Origin of the sequence: Parabacteroides sp. AM58-2XD, assembly GCF_003463685.1 — a bacterium.
Taxonomy (GTDB): domain Bacteria; phylum Bacteroidota; class Bacteroidia; order Bacteroidales; family Tannerellaceae; genus Parabacteroides; species Parabacteroides segnis.
The window spans coordinates 59343-81771 of record NZ_QSDP01000007.1; the positions used below are offsets into that span (position 1 = coordinate 59343).

The 22429-nt window shown below is 45.1% G+C and carries 15 protein-coding genes and 1 pseudogene; all 16 read right to left on the reverse strand.

Going from position 1 to position 22429, the window contains the following annotated elements; all coding sequences use genetic code 11:
• Nucleotides 1-4: 4 nt before the first annotated feature.
• The 16 genes and pseudogenes from DXA15_RS25845 to DXA15_RS03060 all read right to left on the reverse strand — a co-directional run bounded on the left by DXA15_RS25845 (nt 5) and on the right by DXA15_RS03060 (nt 22362).
• Complete coding sequence (locus DXA15_RS25845; RefSeq protein WP_233566747.1) at nt 5-793, reverse strand: hypothetical protein; 789 nt, start codon at nt 791-793, stop codon at nt 5-7.
• 266 nt (nt 794-1059) lie between these two features.
• Nucleotides 1060-3297, reverse strand: coding sequence for a hypothetical protein (locus DXA15_RS03000; RefSeq protein WP_128133079.1), 2238 nt, complete (start codon nt 3295-3297; stop codon nt 1060-1062).
• Between the two features lie 36 nt (nt 3298-3333).
• Nucleotides 3334-5650: pseudogene (locus DXA15_RS27865) on the reverse strand (glycoside hydrolase family 95-like protein).
• A 16-nt stretch (nt 5651-5666) separates the two neighbouring features.
• Complete coding sequence (locus tag DXA15_RS03010; RefSeq protein ID WP_233566752.1) at nt 5667-7808, reverse strand: glycoside hydrolase N-terminal domain-containing protein; 2142 nt, start codon at nt 7806-7808, stop codon at nt 5667-5669.
• A gap of 324 nt (nt 7809-8132) precedes the next feature.
• The gene (locus DXA15_RS25865; protein ID WP_233566753.1) at nt 8133-8387 is read right to left on the reverse strand and encodes a glycosyl hydrolase-related protein; all 255 of its coding nucleotides are present in this window, start codon (nt 8385-8387) and stop codon (nt 8133-8135) included.
• Nucleotides 8388-8488: 101 nt separating this feature from the next.
• Complete coding sequence (locus tag DXA15_RS03015) at nt 8489-10813, reverse strand: glycoside hydrolase family 38 C-terminal domain-containing protein (RefSeq protein WP_233566754.1); 2325 nt, start codon at nt 10811-10813, stop codon at nt 8489-8491.
• 5 nt (nt 10814-10818) lie between these two features.
• Nucleotides 10819-11226, reverse strand: coding sequence for a hypothetical protein (locus tag DXA15_RS03020; RefSeq protein WP_028729562.1), 408 nt, complete (start codon nt 11224-11226; stop codon nt 10819-10821).
• Nucleotides 11227-11234: 8 nt separating this feature from the next.
• Complete coding sequence (locus DXA15_RS03025) at nt 11235-12302, reverse strand: uroporphyrinogen decarboxylase family protein (RefSeq protein WP_128133081.1); 1068 nt, start codon at nt 12300-12302, stop codon at nt 11235-11237.
• Nucleotides 12303-12322: 20 nt separating this feature from the next.
• Complete coding sequence (locus tag DXA15_RS03030; protein ID WP_128133082.1) at nt 12323-13477, reverse strand: sugar MFS transporter; 1155 nt, start codon at nt 13475-13477, stop codon at nt 12323-12325.
• A 23-nt stretch (nt 13478-13500) separates the two neighbouring features.
• Complete coding sequence (locus DXA15_RS03035) at nt 13501-14928, reverse strand: glycoside hydrolase family 38 C-terminal domain-containing protein (RefSeq protein ID WP_128133083.1); 1428 nt, start codon at nt 14926-14928, stop codon at nt 13501-13503.
• Nucleotides 14925-15191, reverse strand: coding sequence for a hypothetical protein (locus DXA15_RS03040; RefSeq protein WP_128133084.1), 267 nt, complete (start codon nt 15189-15191; stop codon nt 14925-14927). Before DXA15_RS03040 ends, DXA15_RS03035 begins: the two co-directional genes overlap by 4 nt.
• Nucleotides 15128-16408, reverse strand: a complete 1281-nt coding sequence (locus DXA15_RS03045) for a hypothetical protein (protein ID WP_158579634.1) — start codon at nt 16406-16408, stop codon at nt 15128-15130. Before DXA15_RS03045 ends, DXA15_RS03040 begins: the two co-directional genes overlap by 64 nt.
• Before the next feature lie 102 nt (nt 16409-16510).
• Nucleotides 16511-16828: a hypothetical protein gene (locus tag DXA15_RS25870; RefSeq protein ID WP_233566755.1), complete on the reverse strand. Its 318-nt coding sequence runs from the start codon at nt 16826-16828 to the stop codon at nt 16511-16513.
• Nucleotides 16825-17505, reverse strand: coding sequence for a LacI family DNA-binding transcriptional regulator (locus DXA15_RS03050; RefSeq protein ID WP_233566756.1), 681 nt, complete (start codon nt 17503-17505; stop codon nt 16825-16827). Before DXA15_RS03050 ends, DXA15_RS25870 begins: the two co-directional genes overlap by 4 nt.
• Before the next feature lie 118 nt (nt 17506-17623).
• Entirely contained in the window at nt 17624-19366 is a 1743-nt protein-coding gene (locus DXA15_RS03055; protein ID WP_147349090.1) for a DUF4185 domain-containing protein, read from the reverse strand.
• Between the two features lie 20 nt (nt 19367-19386).
• A complete protein-coding gene (locus DXA15_RS03060; protein ID WP_128133087.1) occupies nt 19387-22362 on the reverse strand; it encodes a LamG-like jellyroll fold domain-containing protein in 2976 nt (991 codons plus the stop codon).
• Nucleotides 22363-22429 lie beyond the last annotated feature (67 nt).

Below are 22429 nucleotides of genomic sequence, written 5' to 3' on the forward strand. Positions count from 1 at the left end.
GGTATCAGGGAATAATGAACCTGACGACTTTTCGTACGGTCGCGCGCTGATAATTCAAAAAGATACGTCCCAGGCTATCGACCATCGCGGCATTTCCGTACATGATGCGGTAATAAGGTTCTTTATTGGCATAGAAAGCGACGTCGCTGATACCGTTTCCGCCCAGTGTAAACACCTGTCCTTCATGCAGGCTATCCGGCAACGGGAAACGTTTCGCGTCGGGCGTATGAATGATATATTGGAATGGAGCCGCATCCCCTTCTATATCAGCGGTACCGCCAATGGTATTGTCGTTGAGGGCAAGCATACCGATGCTGTAATTGACTACATCGCTGGTATCGCGGGCCACTCCGATGATTTCGCCCAACAGGTTGTCGATATTGGTATAATAGGAACCCCATTGGATGCAGTCGATGCCATTCCGGGGCTCGAGACTGTTCAGGGTCAGTTTGAAATATTTATCGGCCGGTTGCAGGGTTATCGTTGCTACCGAACCGTTCGGGTATTCAAGGGTAAAACAATCAGCCTCTGCATTATAAACGGCCTTTTGGGGCGTATAATACACTTTCTTTTCACTGTCATAGAGCGACAGCAACGGAGAGGGTTTGTCGGCAGGACTGAACTCGCGGTTCGGGGAGACAGTCGTATTCTTCATACTCGTGATATACCCCTTGTCATTAATGCCGATACTGAAATAATCGGTCCGGAAATCCCATGTCTTTTCGGTCGTACAACCGAAAAGCGTCAAGGATACAGCCAGGAGAGAGATACATTTCTTACACATATTATCCATATAAGTTATTCAATTAATTTGTTTGCAATTCAGATATTGGTTTGGATTCATATTGGGTTCAATTATTGTCAAATTTGAATGTAGCGTTGTTGGTAGGGGCGGTTCGTGAACCACCCTTACGGTGTCAATGTAAGCCTGTAAGGCTTTAACAAACCAGCCCAGGGTTCTAACCCTGGGTTTATGAAAACTCGTTCCTGCCTTTCCGCCCTGTAAGGGCGGGGCAAGCTAAATATCAACCCTTTTCATCTTGTCGCATCCCTATAAATTCAAAACACTATCTTATAGTTTACCGTTTTACCGGCCTTTACCGTCACCTTGTCTTTCCATTGCAGGAAAGCGTTATCACCCAGAGGGCGGGAAGCCTGTTCCGCATTCTCGGCTAAGATTGTTACGGTGGCATCATAGGCGGTAGGATTTGTAATTTGAAGAACCATCTGCTTGTTGTTTTGCTTTACTATTTTCGCTTCCACATGGTCGAAGATGTACAACGAACCGAGGTCGGTACGCACATAAATACCGGGGATTTCCAACGCCATCAGGGCACCGTTCGTCTCGTTCCAACCCGTCTGTCCGCCGTCGCCACGTGAACCCCGGCTGTCGGCATCGCAATAGGTCAGGCGTTCCGTAATCTTTCCATTCGGCTGGATACCTTCGGCGTGCGCATGGATGACATCACGCAACAGTTCGGCATACGAGGCATCGCCGGTCGAACGATACAATTTGAACAGGGCATCGCCGGACTGGGTGCAGAAACCGGGAGCGCCATGCTTATTCTGTGTACTGGCCCATACGGCTCCGGTCAGGTTTGCCCCCAACTTTGCCAGGGGAGTATTCTCCGGCAAGCGGTAAGGGAAAGAGACAGTCCAGGTGGCACACAGGTTTGCCAGGTCGGCCGACTGTTTCAGATATTGTTCCTTACCGGTTACTTCATACAAAGTCATCAAGGAAGTCATCAAAGCAACTGCCGTCTCCGAATCCGCATTTTGCAGGATATCACCGCAACCACCGGAAGTAAAACCGACCAATGCGAAACTGTCATAGTAATCTTTTGCCGCTTCACAAGCGACCTTCAGATAATCCGGATTATTATAATAGCCGGAGGCCAATGCCAGGCCGGCCACCGCCATGGCCCCACTGGTCGTATTGTAAACAGCGATATCGCCGGATTCTACGTCCAGGTAATTTCCCCATGTCCCATGTTTCTTCCAGGTATTGACGAAGGCATCCGCCAGGAGCCGTACATTGGTTTCCCATTCTGGGTCGATAGCATTGGCTTTTTCCTGTTCTTTCAGCAACATAAACTGCTTAACCATCCAATACAGGATATCCCCGTTCTTACGGGTCAGTCCGACTCCCGGATGATTGGCGGCGGCATCCCGGGAAAAAGGCTTTCCGTCTGCTCCCAGCACATCATAATAATATCCGCTTTTCCCTTTGGCACGCGGCAAGGCGAAATCGAATGTGTTCTTTACTTTTTGCAGATGTTCCGCATCACCCAAAGCCAGCATCGGATACGTATTCATCAGGCCGCCTATCCAACCGTACGACATCCAATTGGCATTTTCCGGGCAATAGTATTGCCACTGGTCGCCGATATAGTAACGGTCATCGATATTTTTCACCATACGGGTCAACACTTCACTCATCGGCATCAGGTTGCGGGGCGCTTCTCCGCCCGCATGCGACTTACGGTCTTTCATGAAACGGGCCAGCAGTTCAGGTACATCTTTACAAGGGAAAGTCACTTCCGTTACCCGGATAACGATCTGATCGCCTTTCTTTACCTGTACGCCCCGGTCGGGACTTTTGCTGAAACCGATAAATTCAGGCTTCCGTTCACGTACCCCCGGAGCACTGATGATAAATGAAGCCACACTCCTGTCGGGAGTTTCCTCCACGATCAGGGCATGGTCCAGCACCTGGTTATTCCAGTCTATACCCTGGTCGGTCAACAGGAATATACCCTTTTGTTTTGCCCGGTCCAGGATCGTGATAGCCGGAGTTGCCGTATTACTTATATTCACTTCCAGGCGGGAACCGGCACCATATTCTGGGGACAATTGAGGAATAGGGTTAGAGGTCAGTGCCAGATCTTTCCGACGGTAATCGGTATTATCCAGTCCGGTCGCATACGCACGGTTGACGATACGCTGCCGGTTTCCATTGTACACGGAAGAGGGAATCATCACGTAGTTATCGCTCGTCCAGCCATATTGGTCGAAAGCGACTGCTACGCCGGCATCTTTCATATCCTGTTTGGCGGTAAAGGTGAAGGTATACGTTTTACCATCTTTCACCGCAGTCTGTTCCGTACGGACTTCCCAGGCAGAAGCCGCAGTTATTTCCTTACACTGTTTCAACTCCGCCTCGTTGTAACTGCATTCCAACAACCGGACGGGGGCGCCGGTATTCTTTACTGCCGGCAGCCAGGAAGCCTGAGCCGTTACGTGTGCATGACTTCCTCCCAAAAGACAGAAGGCACACATGATAATCGCATTTTTCATATATCTGATATTATATTTTATTTATTCAGGGTAAAATCAGGAACATCTTATGACATAAGTACTCCCCTTTTTTGTCTTAAATGAATATACATCATTTTGTCTTTTTACAGATATGGCCTTACCGTTTTCGGTAATCCGAATATCTTTACCTTTCCAGGGATTGCTTAATTTGCACTGTCCGCCATTCTCACTGAATATCTCCAACCGGGACACCGTCGTTCCGTCGTAACCGGCCGAAACGAGGAAGGCTCCTTTAGCCCTCAGCCGGGTAAACGAAGCCGGCGTGTTAGTCCAGCAAGGGAAAAAATACATTACATCCTCCACCGTCTGAAGCATCATAGAGTTGACTGTTTCTATAACAGTTGTTTTCTCCGTGCAATGATGTCCGTCGATGATCAGGAAATTAGGTTTAGCTGTTTTTATCAAAGCCTTCATGTTATCGACCAATATATCCGGATCCATCCCGACACGTGCCCCCATCACAAAGGCGCTCAATCCCAGTTCATTCATTGTCTCGGTAAATCCTTTTTGCGAAACCTGGTAATAATATAATGTATTCCGGGCAATCTGCAAGGCGGTAGAATCAGAATGCAAATTCAGCACTTCACACGGATATGCACAATGCATCTGTATGGCATGGCTGGGCCAATCCCATCCGGCTTCATTCTTCGCATAGACCGGAAGGCCTTGATTAGGCGTTTTAGTGGGCATTATTACCTTATACTCCGGAAGATGGGATAAAATGTCATTCCACTTTTTCCGGCGGTCCTTGTCTATCCCTAACAGTTTACTGTATTTGAGTAACAGGCTAAACGTTTGTTCTACAAAAGCTAAATCGGAAGGCGGATTCAAATCCCAAGAATTTTCGTGTCCTCCGGTTGTGATCGTATAACGATATGAATCTCCATACGCTTCTTTCTGCATATAATCTTCATAAAAATCACCACAAAGCCGGATATAAGGATAAGCCTTATCACGCAAGAAATCCGTATCACCGGTATATTCATAATACCAACTGAACAGAGGGACATTAAAGGGAGCATTCATGGTTTGCTGCCAATAGTAATTATAAAAGACTCCGATGCCCAACGCACCGACAGGGAAAAGCAGTCCCCGGCAAGATTTTCCTTCCCATGAGGGATGCATCACTCCCATTTCTTCTTTAGCCCGCCGTTTGCCTTCGGGTATAAGCAGTTCAATGGTCTTATAAAATGGCAATACTATTTCCGGACGGTTGGCTGAGAACGCGCTGTAGAATCCAGCCTGACTGTTATAGTTCAGGTGAATATCACCATGATACATCATTTTATCATCCATATTCCACACGCCGTACATACCTCCGGACACAGGCGAATGTTCGTTATAGCAGAAGCCAATAAGTAAATGGACGATAAATAATGGCGGTTCAATAACTCATCATTTGTTTCTACATACGAACGGGTCCACATATCTTTCCACCAGGCGGTTTTATCGTCCTTCAACCGGGCGATGCTTGTTTTATCGAGTCCGGACAGCCGCCGGGTTGCTGCGGACAATTGCGGATCATTTCCTTTTCCACCTCCGGACACATACGTGGCAACAAACACTGTATCGGATGCCGCCAATTGGAAAGTCGTGCGGATCATCGCCCCGGAAAGGCGTTCCGGCTTGGCAACTCCCGTCCCCACAATCCGGGTGGATATACCGGCCTGGGAAATCCATCTGACCTTTTCCGTCTTTGTCTGACGCGACACCCGGGCGACCGTCCCCTCCACGTCGGCCGTTGTGGCATAAGCTGCCGACCGGCTGTCGGCATACGTATCCACCGAGATGCTGACCGGTGTATTCGAAGGGTTTGTCAGTTCGGTTATGATCACATTTTCCTCCATACTCATCCAACTGGTCATCTTCACCTGTTGGGCGGTGGCAGTTGTCATGCGCAATTCACTGTTCAACTGATCCATCTGGTAACAAAATGCGGACGGATCAGGATGGTTGACCGTGGTAAAACCCGAACAAACCGGAGAATTGACTGTGACAGTCACCCCTCCAACGGGTAAAGCGGCAGGCCCGCTACCAGCCCAGTCAGTCCAACCATCCGTAACAAAATCGACTTTCGATATTTTTAATGTTTGACTATTATCCGATGTAAATGCTACAACTCCTACGTCTCCATTTCCCATATAAGGGCCAAGGGCGCCTGATTGCTTTTTATGCTGCTGTAGCTGAACGGCTCATGCCATGTCGCCGTAAGCAATTCTTTTTTTCCGGCAAAAAAGGACGTGTCCTCCGGCAGCATCGTATCCAGTATATTGTTTTGTGAATACAGCAAGAAGTTACAACCTAATAAAAGAAGAGTTATTTTCAGTTTCATTGGATATAAGATTTTATTATCTGTCAGATATGATTTTATATGTTTTGTTTTTCTTTGTATGAAAGGTGGTCAGATAATACCCGTGCCCGTCTTTCTCACAACTGTATCCGGCATTTACAACTTTCAAAGGGACATCGGTACGAAGCGTGCACTCGCGATCTCCCGAAGCCTTAACTTGTGCGGAAGCCAGCTTCTTATCCCGCCAAACCATGTCTACTTCAAAGCCTCCCCTGCCCCGTAAACCGCGCACTTCGCCATCCGCCCATACGGAAGGAACGGCCGGCAACAGATGGAGTTCATTCCGGTGGCTCTGAATCAGCATCTCCGCCACTCCGGCTGTCGCGCCGAAATTGCCATCTATCTGATAAGGCAAGGCATTCAATAAATTCGGATAAACACCAAATCTACCCAGCGAACCATCCGCCAGCACCATCGCCTTTTTCAACAGCGAGTGCGCCCGTTCCCCGTCAAACAACCTGGCTCTTAATGCGATCTTCCAGGTCAGACTCCATCCCATTCCTACATCGGCACGGGCATCCAGACTCTTCTCGATGGCTTTCGCATACTCCGGCATCGTCAATGGAGAAACGGCATCCCCCGGATACAAAGCGATCAAATGGGATAAGTGGCGGTGCGTATCCTGCGGATCATCTTCTGTATATTTCCATTCTTTCAATTGCCCCCAGCTACCGATAGCGAGCCCTTTATCCAGGCGGTTATATTTTTCTTCCAATTCCTTTATGAAAACATTGTCCGTGCCGATCAGCTTACCAGCTTCAATCGTGTTCTCAAACAGATCGGCTATCAATTGCTGTGCATAAGCCACTCCATCTTCCCAAGGTCCGTGCTCCGGCGACCATTCATCGGGAGCAACCCAACAGTCCTGTTTATCGAGCACCAGCCTGTCCATCCAAAACTCACAGGCCGATTTCATGACAGGATATGCCATGTTCTCCAAATAATCTTTACGCGGATCGTATAAATACTTTTCCCAGATATGCATGCAATACCAAGCATTTGCCGGACGGTTCCAATTCCAGTCGGAATAACCGAAAATATTATTCTGCGTACGCATTGTCCAGCCTTTACAATTCTGTTCGCGTGCCATCTTTTTCCACGATTCATTCGTCTGCGATTCGTTATAGACATAATTGATAAAAGGCAAATGGCACTCTGCCAGGTTGGTGACCTCCGCCGGCCAGTAATTCATCTGCACATTGATATTCGAATGGATGTCTCCTTCCCAAGGCGGTGTATTACTATTATTCCATAGCCCTTGCAGGTTTGACGGTACATCCAATCCGTCACGTGATGAAGCAATCATCAGATAACGCCCGTATTGAAAAAATAAGACATCGGCAACAGGATGGTATGTACCTTTCATATAATCGGCAAACAACTCATCGGTCGGCACATTGGACTTCTTTTCCCCTAACTTTAACTGAACCCGGCCGAACAATTCTTGATAGTCAGCGACATGCGCTTTTCTTATTTCTTTGTAACTCTTTCCCGATGCCCTGGAAACCGTAGCGTCTACGGCTTTCTTCCACGAATCTCCCTTCATGATATAAGAGGAATTGGTCGCTGAGAAATTTGTTCCCATCCCCAACACGATTGTTGCAGCATCAGCGTTTTCAACCTGGAGCTTTCCGTTTTGTACAGTCAGCGAACCTCCTTCGTTTTGTACATGCAAACGGGCAGCATAGGATAATAAAGTAAGTTTGCCTGATAGGCTGATCTCCCGTCCTTCTACAACCTTGATTTCATCCGGATGGGTACCCTCTAATGATAAAGAGAAGTTGGTTTTCCCTTTCTTATCTGCCGATAAACGGATAACGATCACATCATCCGGAAAGCTGGACAGATATTCTCTTTTATAAGATACTCCCTCCTGTTGATAACCGACCGAAGCGATTGCCTCTTCTATATCCAGAGACCTCTGATAGGAAGTGACCGGTCCCTGTGTTCCGAAGTCAATCCGTATATTTCCGAAATTCTGGAATGCCCCCCTCGATACCGTACTTCCCGTCCACAATGTTTTATCGTTAAACTGTATTGTGTCTTGTTCAATTCCTCCGAAAATCATTGCGCCTATACGACCGTTCCCTATCGGCAAGGCTTCAGTCATCCAGTCTGTAGCCGGTTTTGTGTACCACAACTTTAAACAATCAGTCTGTACCTTCCGGGAAGAAGGTACAGCTGATAATGCCTGGGAAAACCCAAACAACACAAAAAAACTAATACATATAAAAACACACTTGTATAGATTCATATCAAACCTGATTATTACTTTAATCGCCATTTTACAAATTACCTTTATCGACTAACAACCTACCGATGTAAAATTTACCATTATATAATAAATACACCTACCACTCCGGTAAGATTTATATACAACAGTCTTTTTTTACATTTTTAAGGTTCGACTACTACTACATTGATAGAATCTGTAAAGCAAACTGTATGACTGCTATTTCATCAATCAGAATTTCACCTTATAAGTTTCTATTGCATATTTTCCTAAAACAATCTCTTGAACCGGTTCCAACTCTTCTTCAATCAAATTTGTATGGATTACAGCCTTGGGTTGTACAGCCATTTGTAAACCGACTTTTTCTTCGTTGCCCGAACTGTTATACATACGAATAATCAGGCTATTGTCATCCTCACATTTTTTCAATGCCGTAATTTTCACATTCGGATTGTTTACGGATACGAAAGAATATTCTTCAGGCAAAGAAGCCTTTTGGAAACGCTCCGGATTGTAAACGGCGACCAGAGGGGTATTGGCTGAAACTCCGAATTCTTCCCTGGCCTTATCGCCTGCCGGATGCGAAGTTAACGAGAATGATAAGAATGGTCTCCCGGTTGGAAAAAATCATTTCCCTTATCATGGCAACTTCTTCGGGAAGCCAATAAGATCGGTTGCAAAACCGGATAGTCGACCGGATCGTTAGTCGGATCGATGTAATCGGCAACAGCCACGGAAGAAGATAAAGTTAGCGCACAGTTTTCTCCCGTAACACTTAACCAGTTGCCGATACCACGCGGATGCTGTTTGCTGTTTTCCACATAATAGCGTTCGCCGGCAGCTCCCGGTAACTCGTCTTTTCCGACAGTCAACGCACCGAAAGGTACTTCGTAAGAAACGGCCGATTGTTTGAAAGCGACAGGCCACATCAAACGATATTCACGAAACATGACACCCTCCCAGTTCAACAGATCGACATCCATATCAATCTTCTTAACCTGATGATAAACCCGTAAGGTCTGTTCAATCACGGCATTACGGATCGGGGTACGCATCTTGTAAGAGGTAAAAACCGGACCATTCTCTACCAGTTCCCAGGCAACGGCATGGTTGGATGTCTTATCGAATCCTTCCATATCCGGCTGTTGTACGGCATCGAACTCACCGGCTCCGTTGCCATAAGAATGCATGGTTATCACTTCACCACCTAAAAATTTCTCCGTATTCAATAAAGGACATCCGGTTGCTTTGTCGTAAATCTGCCGGATACCGCCATCTACCAGCTCGATTGAATAATAGGAATTCTCCACCAAGGTCGTTTTCCGTGCTTCCGTCAGTTTTTCCATTCCCGCCGGATTCAGATAATAGGTTTTCAATCCCATTGAGGGCATATCAGCGGCAGTAAAGGAAAGACGGGCCTTCTCGATGGAACCATCGCCATAATAGCAAACATCTGACAATTGAGATGCTATATTTTTCCCGTGGCTATCCTTCAGCTGCAAATGCTGGGCATATCCCGGCTGAAAAGCAACATCGACCTGCACGGGAGCAGTTCTGCCGAAAGACAAATTATTAAAGACAACGATCGGATTCCCTTTTTCATTAGAAGTCTTCACAGAAGAGGCCAGGTAAAAAGCTTGCTGGTCTACGATCTGTTCAGCCCGTGACAAAGCGAATTCATATTTTCGGAGAAAAGTATTGTCCGTCATGATTCCTCCGTTGCCACCCCATCCATGATCCGGATAGATTTTAGCCTCCCAGGCTTCCTCCAATTCCCGGGACGGATACCGTTCAAACGAACCGCGAACCATCGCCGAATAAGATGACATTTTCTCTGCATCGGGCAATAAGACATCACCGGCACGGCTGGCAGTCAACGCTTTCTCATGCGAAGGCCCATGAATATATAACCAGACATTCGGACGCTCTCCCTGAACAACCGGCAACGCAGAGGTAGAATGATCCAACGTCTTGAAGAAATCGTCCGCCGTTGCATATTTAAATGAAGGCAAAGATACTTTTGTCTTTTTACCGGTTTCTTCATTTCTTATATAACGAATCCGATTCCATTTATCCATCAATACAGGACAATTTTCAACCGGCTTCTTACTCCATGAAAGCTCATAGTTGAGCATGGCCGGCATCACGGTCGGCACCTTTTTCACATCGTTATATTTAGTATACCATAAGATGGATTCCTTACCGATTTCTTTAATAGCCGCTGTATCTTCTTTTCCCAATACATTGTAAAAATAGATATAATGTCCCGGCGTATATGTCCTGACTTTCGAACCGTCGGGTGATTGCCAGTAGAACAACCCTCTTTCGTGACGACTGATAATCAGGTTGTCGATGCCAGCCTTCTTCATTATCTGCGGCATTTGTAATGTGCGCCCCGGTACATCTACATTAAAATAGGACAACGGAGCATAACCGTCAAAATTCTTTTTCAACCAACGACTTCCAAGGTAAAACTGCCGGGCCAATGATTCTCCCGAATACATTTCTTCATAAGGCTGAATAAAAGTACCTCCCACACAGATACGTCCTTCCTTCATATATTTAGCAAACAAGGGCTGTGTCTCCGGATGACGATGAATATATTCTTTCAGAATAGATGTTTGCTCTATATCCATCCTGAAATTGGGATCATCGGCCAGACGTTTCAGAAACGGAGTAAGCCAAAGCGTATCCCGGTCTGCTATACAGGCATCGAGATGGTTCAGCCACGCCAGGTCCTGATGCGTCGTGGTGAACACATAGATATTCCCCCGGCTTAACGGCGAATCCGACAAATTCTTCAAAAGTCCATATGATTCATTGTCACATGAATAAGTATCGTTCAGTACTTGCGCCTTAACAGATAAGGACGACAAGACACATAAAACAGTGAGTACAATTCCTTTTTTCATCGTGGTTACTTTAATACGTCTTCAATTATTGCATACAAACGATTCCTTTGCAAAGGAGTCAAATCCAAATAGGCACAATCCTGTTTATGGGTATCCGATTTTTCAACAATAATGATTTCAACCTCCGGATCCATAGCGATATTGTGCCAGGTTCCTGCCGGGATATTATAAGTGACTCCCGGCTTCATTTTTACACATTCAAAATGAACATCTTTATCGTCAGGTTTTGCCGCTATCAATACAGCCTCCCCTTTAAACAGAATAAAGACTTCATCCGTAGCCCGGTGAACTTCGATCTGGTCGATATCTGCCAAACCGTGTTTTGCCACATGATTCAATTGGGCAACCTGCCATCCTTCCCTGATAAGAAACGGATTATATCCTTCCTTATCGTGATAATATGTTTCTATCATCTCTTCCCCTATTGATTCTGTAAACGCATAATCTCCTCATAAGAACCGTATTTACGGGCAGCAGCAATAAAGGCCTTGAAATTCTCCGGAGGAGTATTCCGCCCCATGGCACAACCCGAACTGATGATATGGCTTCTGCCACGGGTTGCTTCCACCAGTTTTTTCACTGCCGCATCCACTTCGGCCGGCGTACCGTGTACCAGCGGGAAACTGGGATCTACATTTCCCATCAGGATCGTGTCCATCGGAACCAGTCTTCGCGCTTCTTCCATGTCGAGTTTCCAATCGACTTCCAGAATCCGTGCCCCCGTTGTTCCCATATCCCCGATAATAGCATTTGTATTACCGCAAATATGCAGGGAAAGAGGTATTCCGTAGGCCTGGACTTCTTCCGTCATTTTCTTTTCCGGTTCCAAAGCAAACTGGCGATACATATCCGGTGAGATCAAATTCGGACCGGCCAGAGCATCACCGATAGACGTAGCGTGGGCTCCGGCATCTTTCTGCGCTTTAGCAAAAAGGACACTTGCCTGACGGCAATACTCGATCACATCCGCTATTACTTGAGGATCTTCCGACAACAAATCCATCATAAACTGAGTCGTACCCCTCAGCAGGCAAGCAATACTGAAAGGTCCCTGGTCGGCACGTCCCATAATAAAAACATGATCGCCGATAGCATCGACCAGAGTACGGGTAGCTTCCAGCCATTCACATAAACGTCCCGATTTCTGCGGATCCGGCAGAGGTAACTCATAAATATCACGCAAATCCTTCAATACGGGTTGTTCTTCATCGACCGTAGCCGGCTCATCTTCCCTGAATATGACCTTGGCTCCGATCGCTTCTGCAATCGACGCATCATCGAAATCGATCACACACCCATCGTATCCATATTTTTCCTGAGACAAAATATGCGCCTGGGCCATCTTTCGTCCGTCCTTATTCACATCGCTGATTTTCAACCCGGCTGTTTCGACAGCATACATAAAACTTTGAGGTATCACAGGAAGCATATCAGGTACTTCCCCATTCAGAACAGCCATACAACGCTGTAAAGATGTCATTTCTTTCATAATCGTTCAATCATTATATATTAATATTTCATTTTTACAGAAACCAACATGATATAGATCAGGGCCAAAAGCGGTACGAACAAGCTGATCCACTGATTGGTTGCATCGGCCAGAATCCCCATAACCATCGGAAGAATAGCACCTCCGGCTACTCCCATTATCATCAAGGCTGATATCTCATTGGCTTTAGAGGGATCAGACTGAATAGCCGAGGAAAATATAATGGGGAAAACATTGGCACAAAAGAGCCCGATAAGAAAAAGGGCTACCAGCAGAACCGTCATACTGGTTGTAGCCATAAACAACAGGAAGACGAGTACCGCTGCCACCATATTTCCTATCAGAAAACGCCGGGACGAGTAACGGGCTAAAATGATCGCTCCTAAAAACGTTCCTAACGTACGGGCCGAGAAATACAAACTACATCCTAGCCCTCCCTGCTCGATCGGCAGTTCACATCTCTCCAAAAAATATTTAGGTACAGCCGTCATCAGACTGATTTCAAAGCCTACAATCAATAAAATCACAGAAAAAGCAATCATCAACCGGCCCTTTTTGAATAACGCCAGCACATCACGCCCCTTCTGTTTTGTCACCTCTCCTTCCACTTCACGAATAGGAGTAAATACCAACCAGAGCCATGAAAGTAATGTGATAAAGGCATAGATAGGAAATATCAAATGCCAATTTCCCCAGACCCCGGCAGCCACACCGGCGATAACCGGTCCCAAGGTGGAAGAGATTGCTTTAATAAATTGCCCCAACGTCAGCATACTGGTCACTTTCTCTTTCGAAACAACATCCAGCAACAACGGATTCAACGATACCTGCAAAATCGTATTTCCTATACCCAGCAAAGCAAAAGCCAGCAAGACCGTCGGAAAAGAATAATATATTAATGGAATAAGCATGGCCACACATGTCACCAACGAACTGAGAAGTACCGTTTTCTTCCGTCCGATACGCCCCATCAGTAATCCGGTCGGTAACGAACAAACGGCAAACCACAGAAAAACCATCATCGGTAACAGGTTTGCCAGCGTATCGCTTAAAGTAAAGTCGTTTTTCACATAGCTTGTGGAAATGCCTACTACGTCCACAAAGCCCATAACAAAAAAGGCAAACAAAACAGGTATCAGTTGATATACCTTACTCTTATTTTCTTGTGTTTTCATGGAATTAATCTATATTACATATTCTACCATTCCAGTCTAACCGTAGTAAATCCCATCGCCGGAACTACGATTTTTCCATCCGTAACCTGTTCCTTATCCGGTTCTTCTCCTGATTTACATAGAGATATCCGCCGGGGAATTTTAGTATTCCAAGTTAAAGAAACTTCCTGTTCTTTATCGGATACAGAACGCAAACGTACGATCTGAGACTGCCCCTCATCGATTGTTTTTATCATAGAAACAACCACGGATTCGTCTCCTGTTAATTTCATATTCGGTGAATATTCATATTGTTGTTCCACCGGCACCGCAATCATAGGCCGAATCTGTTCCATTCCGAATCGGTTCGCTTCGGCTGCATTATAAGCACCTTTTGCCGGTTGAACACGATAGTCAAACCGAATCGTTCCCTCCTGCGACAAGGCAAAATTCGTATGCCAATGATTGTTTAAAGCCCATGAATAGATTGTTGCAGAAGGTTTTATTTTACGTATCCATTCAGGTGACCTGAATGCACCTCCCAGTATATTGGCACTCATCTCTCCGACTTCAAAAGTACAGGCATTGAGTGCACACCAAGTTACATTCTTCTCCTTGTCCGACAGATTCAACCAACGCTGGAAAGCCAACCAATTCCTGTTTCCGACTGCCAGCTGATCCTTTTCTATTTCCATGATTCCCCAAGGTAAATCTGCATGAATCACCGGTTGCTCGAGATCGAAAGCAAAACCGAAATGGACTCCTTCTTTATCGGTCGTCGCAATCTTGTCAAGTATGTTATGAAAAGATACATACGACTGACCGGCTATGACCGAGACCTCACGAGTCAATCTGTTACATCCTTCCGCTTTCGATTCTACAAGTAAAGAATTGATAAGCGGGCCGTTTTCTTTGACACGAATCCCTACATCGTAGGCTCTCGTTGCCCGGCTTCCTTCATCGTTTCCATGCAAATAACGGTAACTGTTCAGAGCACACATGGATTTACCATCGACAAATTCTTCTCCTTCATAAACCAGACTGACGACATCTCCCGTTTCAGGACTTATTTTTACTTGTACAATACCGTTATCCAAAATATAATCCTTTATAGCCGGAACAGTTTGTTTCCCGGCTGGTTTTGTTGACAACCTGTACTTCTTTGTACCTAGCGCCTTGACATTTTCAGCCCAAAAGGCCAGTTCACCTGTGGAAAGACGTTGGCTCAGGACAGTCTTACCGGTCTCTGCATCTATTACAGAAGTGTAATTCTTGCTTATATCCAGAGGTAACCGAACCACTTCACTGCGTTTCCATGAAGAAGTATTAAACAAACTGATAGTTTCCGACTCTTCGGTAATACCAGCTATGGTTCGGGCAAATAATTCTTTCTGCATCTTATCCGAATTGCGGAAATAGTCTAACTTGACATTCAGTATGATATCGCATATCGGTTGCTGGGATGGATTCATATAAGCCAGGTATGTTCAGTTCCCAATATAATGTTCCGCCATGCCTCTTCAAAGGCTGCACGCGGAGCCGGTTGGTCCGGTTTCAACATACTCCAGAGCGTTTCCGTCTGTACCAAATTCTCTTTTACCTCCCGGTGACGGCCGGTAAATGCTGCCTGCGACCCCAGTCCGTCAGTCCAGTATTCCGTAAAGTCACCTTTCAAGACGGGAAGCTGATCACCGTATTTATGGTCGAGGCACTCATTATCTCCGTTGCTGTACAAATCTTTAAACGAGGATACGCAAACTCCTCATTCCAACTTTTAACAGCCTCCGGCAAATCAAAATCAATCGGCGTATTATCGGCCATACACCATGTCATGGGAAATATATCATACGGATAGTAATCAGCCTTTTCCAGTTTAGGCAACATCTGGTCGAGATACGGATCGATAAAATTAGCCCTCGGATTGTCGGTCTTGACTATCCGCAGCAGTTTGTCCGGATCGGTCTGTCCGGCCATCTTCGGCCAAAACATATAACCTTTGTTGTGAGCTCCGGGAGTATAGGCACCCGGTTGAAGGAACAGGACTCTCGATTTTCCATCCGGTCCTTCCCACCAAAAAGGTTTAAAGCTGATCTCCGGAGCAAGTCCTACCCGGTCCGTTCCATTGAAAAGTGCCATACAATAAGGGATTTCCAACTGCGCTGCTACCGGTACTATGCCCCAGGAAACACCGGGAATATCCACCTGGACCATTGTCTCCACTTTCTTACCGGTCAGTTTCTCCAACTTCTTTCCGTAATTAAACAATTCGAATAATTCCTCATCATTGGCCGAACTTGTATTGGTACTGACATAACCGGCATCAATAGCTATCTGTCCGTTCTTTATAGCCCGGAGCAATTTGTCACATTTATCTTTTGGCTCAGTTTTCAGATATCTTTCAACAGGCCACGTTACTTCCGGATTCCATACAAAACGTGCTCCATCCGGATAATCTTTTGTCTTTTCCGCCAATTCGATGGCATATTCCAGATTACGTTTATGGATAAGTTCCACATTGGCCTGAGTATTCGTATAACCAATGTCAACATGTGAATGGGGATAAATATAGACAGTCCATTGTCGTGCATAAGGTACAACCAGTTGCTTTGAGAGAAGAATCTTTTTACCTAAAACCAGATTTACCTGTATTGTATCGTCTTTCGACACGCCAATATCAGGCGGCAATAAAACCGGGATAGAATCACATGTACCGGCAGCCAACCGTGTCTGTTCCTTTTTATTTCCTGCCACGATTTCAATACAGGCATTTTTCAACGGCCTTATTCCGTTATAGGTCACAAAGACTTCGCGCCCTGCAAGTTTATCCTCCCGATATTTATAATGCCGGGATACTTTACAGTCAATACTTTCTTCCGGAAACGGATTATTCCCGGCAAACAGAGTATTCGAAAAAAAATAAAGTAATGCTACTGTGATAAAAATATTTCTCATAATGTTCATTTATTAGAATCCAACTACAATTCCGCCATTCACACCTTTCTTACTATAGCCATTCGTTTTATTTAACCGGTTCAAAAGAAAGAGAAAATTATATTATGGTATAAACAGATTATCGACAACTACTCCTTTTGGGGTAAAATCATTATTTCCGATATTCTCCAAAAGGATTTGAACAGCCTGTATTCCCATTTCTTGAATAGGCATTAACGTAATGCTCATATCGGGAGCCAAGATGTTCAATGCAATCGTTTCATGAAAACATCCCATATGAAAGCGACTCTGATAATCAATTTTATGATTTACGAAATAGCGTATGGCTTCCAAAGCCAGATAATGCGTAGAAAAGAAAAATCCGTCTACATCCTGTACCTCTTCAAAAAGGCAATCCAGTTTATCAATTATATCCGTCATATACTTTGCCGGTCCACAAAAACTTCCAATGCTATTTCTGCTTGAAACCCAGCATCCGTTATAGCTTTCCGATACCCTTCTATACGCTGTTTCATCACATACAAATGTACATCGGTCGTTAGCAAAGCAATCTTCCGGGATCCTTTTTTAATCAAGTGAGATACCAGGTCATAGCAACACTGGCTATTGTTTACAATCACATAGTTTACAGGCAGGTTCGGATAATAACGATCAATCAATACGAACGGCAACGAATCTTTCATCAACAGATTTATACCTTTTCTTGATATCTTGGTTGGTGCAATAATAATTCCGTCCACCTGCTTGGATCGAAGTATTTTAATCAGTTCAAACTCTTTCTCCCCATCTCCCTCCGAACTACAGACTATCAATACATATTTATTACGGACAGCCTCCTGTTCAATGGCTTGTACCAACTGAGCATAAAAAGTATCCCCGATAAACGGGATAATCAACCCGATCGTATTGGAAGTACCCAACGACAAACTACGAGCCAACAAATTAGGACGGTAATTGACCGAATCCGCATATTCTTTCACACGCTTGATAGTCGCCTGACTAAACCCCTTTGTTTCTCCTTGCCCCGACAAGATCCAAGAAACTGTAGCTTTAGAAAGATTCAAAGCCAATGCGATATCTTTTATAGATGCTTTCATGAATATACGATTTATTTAACCGGTTCAAATATATATTATTTCCTAATAGATAAGAAAAGAGTGTCCTCTTTTATAACTCTAATTAACAAAAGAACGATCTGACAGCAGGTCATAATACTCATTTATTAAATACAGCAAATTCAGACAAACCGCTATTCGTTGAATTACCGACACCGAGCACGACAAACTCAATCCATTCCACCTCTTTAGGTTCAAATGTAATTTCCAACCCCTCACCTTCGACATTCGACAAAGCTCCCAATTCGATTATCGTACCGTCGCTCATTTTCAGACCGCAAGACAATATCTGCTCGTATTGGTAAGGCCTGTCAAACAACCATATTTTCCCTACTGTTACTTTTTTATCCCACGTTAAACGTACCCAGGAATTTACAGTTTGGTTAGAAGCCCATTCGTTTTCCGGATGTCCGGGGAATCCGTCTACAATCCCGTCGTTCACACCTTTTTCACTATAACCTTCCGCTAAAGAAGAAACCGATACCTTAGCCTGAAGTGCTAAATTTTCTTTCGAAGTCAATGGGTTTCGTTTATCCCATTCTGCTTTTTCAATGTCCAGTTTCTTTTTATTCTCTGCAAAAGGATAAGCAGCCAACTGTTTCTTATCCAGGAAACGCATCTCTTGCAAAACCATCGCATAGCGACCGCCGGGAGGATTTATCTTTAATTCCTGAAATGCTGCAAAATTACCTGAATAACAAAGCCAGAAAGAGTTTTTGTCCTTGTCGATAAATTTGGACGGGATATTGACAAAATAAGCCTGTTCACCAAAATTCTTCATATAAGTAACCATCTTCCAGGGTCCCTCAACATGGTCTGACTCCAAAAAATAAGTATTCATATACTTTATGGTAGGCCAGCCGTCTGTTATGCACATGATATATTTTTTCAAATGAGGGAAATAAGTCATTGTAACGCATCCGCAATGATTATTCCATTCAAAAACAGGTTTAATCTTTTTAAAGTCCTTGCTCCAGACAGCTTTACCATTACGGTTATACCCCGCAAAATACTCATATTTAGACCGATCATTTATATTCTCGATTGTAGGAGTTACCCGAAGCAGATAAATCTGATCACCGCTAATCCAACTATTATTTGCAGGACGAGGCTGCGGATCTTCGGCAACCGACCCGTGTGCCACCAAATAAGCTTTACCATCCGGCGAATGTTCCATATTCTTTCCAAAATCGACAAAATGAGGAGCGCCTATTTTCACACAACCACTGTCTTTAGCCGTTTCACCGAATAAAGGAGATAGAGGGGTATGAGGAGTATCTTCCCATGTCAGTCCGTAATCTTTAGAGATCCGGAAACCGACAAACGGGCCTAAAGTACCCCAGTTATATCCGCTAGGGTATCCATCCAGGCAATAAGTTCCATAATACCAAACGCCATTGTGTACCAAACTGCCACACGGATAGCGTCCGCCATAAGGAGCCGCCGAACCGGTCGTGGCTCCCAATGGGATCACTTTCAAATTTAACGGGTCATTCCCTACGATTTTAGCCTGACCGGTCATAGCCTTCGGCCCTGTCGCAGAAAAGACCAGCTTCCATATTCCCCACGTACCATCTGTAAAAGGCGAATACAACGTATCGTTCGAAGCCCATGAAGGATACCAGGTATCCGCTGCCGTATAACTTACGGACCGCCCCATAAATTCTGCTGCCGCCAAATCAGAGGATTGACTGACAGGAGGAGTCTCTGGCGTTTCATGAGGCCACAGATAAGGGCCCCACGGACGTGGCTCCGGTTTAATGACTCTTTGCTGATAGGGTATCTGTGCCACTAACAAAGTATGACAAAGTAAACTTCCTAAAAAAAAGACTAGCCTTCTCATGATAATTCATATAAGATTTATTATTCCTCTATTAAAAACCAGGAGGTACCCTGTGCCTTAATAGAAACCGGAAGAATTAACTCTCCATTTTGATCCAATGAAAAACGTTGTTTATTACCATCGGACGTTATGACCGTAGCTTTTCCTTTCAATCCGGTATAATACAACGGAAGACGCATTTCTTTCGTTATATCGCGGTCGGTCGGATTAAAGACGATAACCATCCCTTTGTGTTTGATAAACGGATTTACATGCATCATGCAATCCAAGTCGCGTCCGGTCGGTCGGCTGACATGGATAATATCCGACGTAAGAATATCACGGTACTCTTTGAACCAGTTAATCCATTTAGATACCAACTGTTTTGTCTCCGGGGTATCGTATAAACGATTTCCACGGATAGTCAGATGGCAACCACTTCCCAGAAACTGAATCAATTGTTGCTCATAACGGTCCAGATTTTCGCATAACGGTTCCAGACCGACGCGCGGATCATTCGTATAGAAACCGACTAACTGCAAGGTCATCCACCCCATAGGCGGTATCTTATGCCAGGTTCCGTCATAGATATACTGACGTCCTAATAATAACTGCTGTTGCGGAGTCAGGTTAGCACTCGCTTCACGATATCCCATTCCTGTCGAACATTGTCCGTTCAGGAAATACCAGTCGGGAATAGGTATATACATGCCTCTGCGCTGTAATTCATGGATCACTTCCACCTGCGTTTTCCACTGTTGCCACTGTGAATCCTCCAGGCCGGTATGATGCGGGTGGACGGTTGAAGCACAAGGATCGCCATGATACGGGCCATCCATATTGTAAGTCATAAAACCCGTCTTATCGAAGAACTCCCACATCTTCGGATAATAGGTATCTTTCCACTGGCTGGCAATACAAACACTTTGTCCGAAAAGACTACCCGGTTTTCCCGTCTCCGGATGGATGCAATCCACCTCTTTTCCTCGTCCGCGGGAAGCGACCTGCAACTCATAACCACCCATGACAATACCCCGTTCTTTGGCATAAGAAGCGACTCTACGCCATAATTGCACATAAGCAGAATCCAGATTATCATGGCTGACACCCGGCCACGCCTGAATATCCAGCTGTTCAAGTCCCAATTCCGACATCTGGTCGATGAAAGACTTCAGTTTCTCCTCATCGTGAGAGGTAATACCTCCCGCAATCAACGATTCGGTTGTCTGGGGAGCCAGTTTCTTATACATCCGGCGATGTCCCAACGATTGCCTTTCACGATCGTCGCTATCCTGCAACAACTCGAAAGTGATATAAGATTTGAACGGGCTATCCTTGCCTATCCGGGTATTGGGGCCCATCGGCAGTGTACTTATCAACAGATTATGATGAGGAAATCCTAAAAACTTATCCTCTGCCTGATTGTGGCTGGCCCAGGTATTATACTCCTTATCCACCGTCCATCTGGTCGTAGAACTGCCGACATGGTAGATTTTGGGAGTTCCGGCATAATGCATCAGTGCACTGCCTTCTATATCGGCATTCACCAGTGCAAAAGAGAAATCGCTTTCGACATGGATGCGTTTTACCTGGTCCTGATTAACAGCCAATACCTCGCATTCCATATCATTCAGCACTATATTCGTATCATTTTCATTGAAAACTTCAATCCATTTTGCCATAACCGGCAAACCCTGATAAATCTCATAAATGACTTTCACTTTTACATCCTTTACGGCGGGCATGTTCCCTGTCGGGACAAATGTCATTTCCATACGCAACCCTTTGGCGGGCCAATCGGTAGAAACAGCATTAAACTTCCGGATCCATGGGTAACGTTCCAGCGGCATTCCTGTTTCCACCTTTTCCAATGTAAATGCCAGGTCGGATGCTTCCAGTTGCGGATACCAGCTATCCAGTAAATAGGATAACTCCGGCTGTTCTTTCAGCCCTCCGACTTCATACCATACACTGTCGATACATACACGGGCTTCGGGTTTTACGGCCCGAAGATACTCCGCTTCGTTGGAATGATTTTTATACCCCACACAAGCCAGATTCTCGCTGACATAAAAAGTACGGGAAATCAGTCCGTTGTTCAGTTGAAACATCGAAGTCACTCCATCGTCCGACTTCTGCACGTACATACGGCATTGGCTTTCTACGGGTTCAATCAACCAATCTTTTTGTTGGCGGAGATTCGGCAATTCCGATACGATTTCCTTACCCGCCCCCTCTTGTTCCAGTTGGCGAACCAGGGATTGTCGCTCAGCCAGACGCTGTTTGCTTTGTTCCTTTATCTTCTTGTAATCCAATAAAAAATCAGAATCAGGATCAAACTTCCCTGCGGTAAACGTACTATATCTGACCTCATATATTTCACCATAGAATGCCTCCTTTCCTTCTTCAGATACAGCAATCGAGAAGTTGGAAGCAATCGCCTTGGTAGGATTAAAGATACCGGTCTTCTTTCCGTTCAGCCATACGGAACCTTTCTCGCCGTCCACTACCATTGCCAGATGGGTCCATACATCTTCGGCAACCTCGCCGATAGTCACAATACCGGAACTTCCGGAGATTAATTGCCATTTATCTCCTTTTCGGACAATTACATATCCTTCTTTTCCGTTACCATTAGCTACTACAACCTGAGACGAATGCATCTTCTGCTCTCTTTGCCTATTATGACGCGGCTTCACCCACACTTCCAGCATTTGATTCTCCGCCGGTGTTCCAAATGGATTCGCCAATCTGTAACCATCCCCGTCACCATTGAATAAAAGACCTCCTTCTCCCTTCATTTTTTTGTTACCGGGAGCATCGGCATAGAAAACAGGACGGCCCATAGCCGCTAGTTCTCCCGTTCCGGCTATGGGTTTTAATTTATCGGGAGCCACCGCATAGGTCACATTTCCCGATTTACCGAAATTATAATGTACGACAGGTTTGACCTTCGCTTCTGCGAAAAAACATAGGACGGCTAATGCTACTGTTAATGTTGTTCTCTTTATTTTCATTGGTATATACTTTATGTACAGATTTAACAACGCAAATATAAAAGTTGCTATCTCTATTAAAAAATAG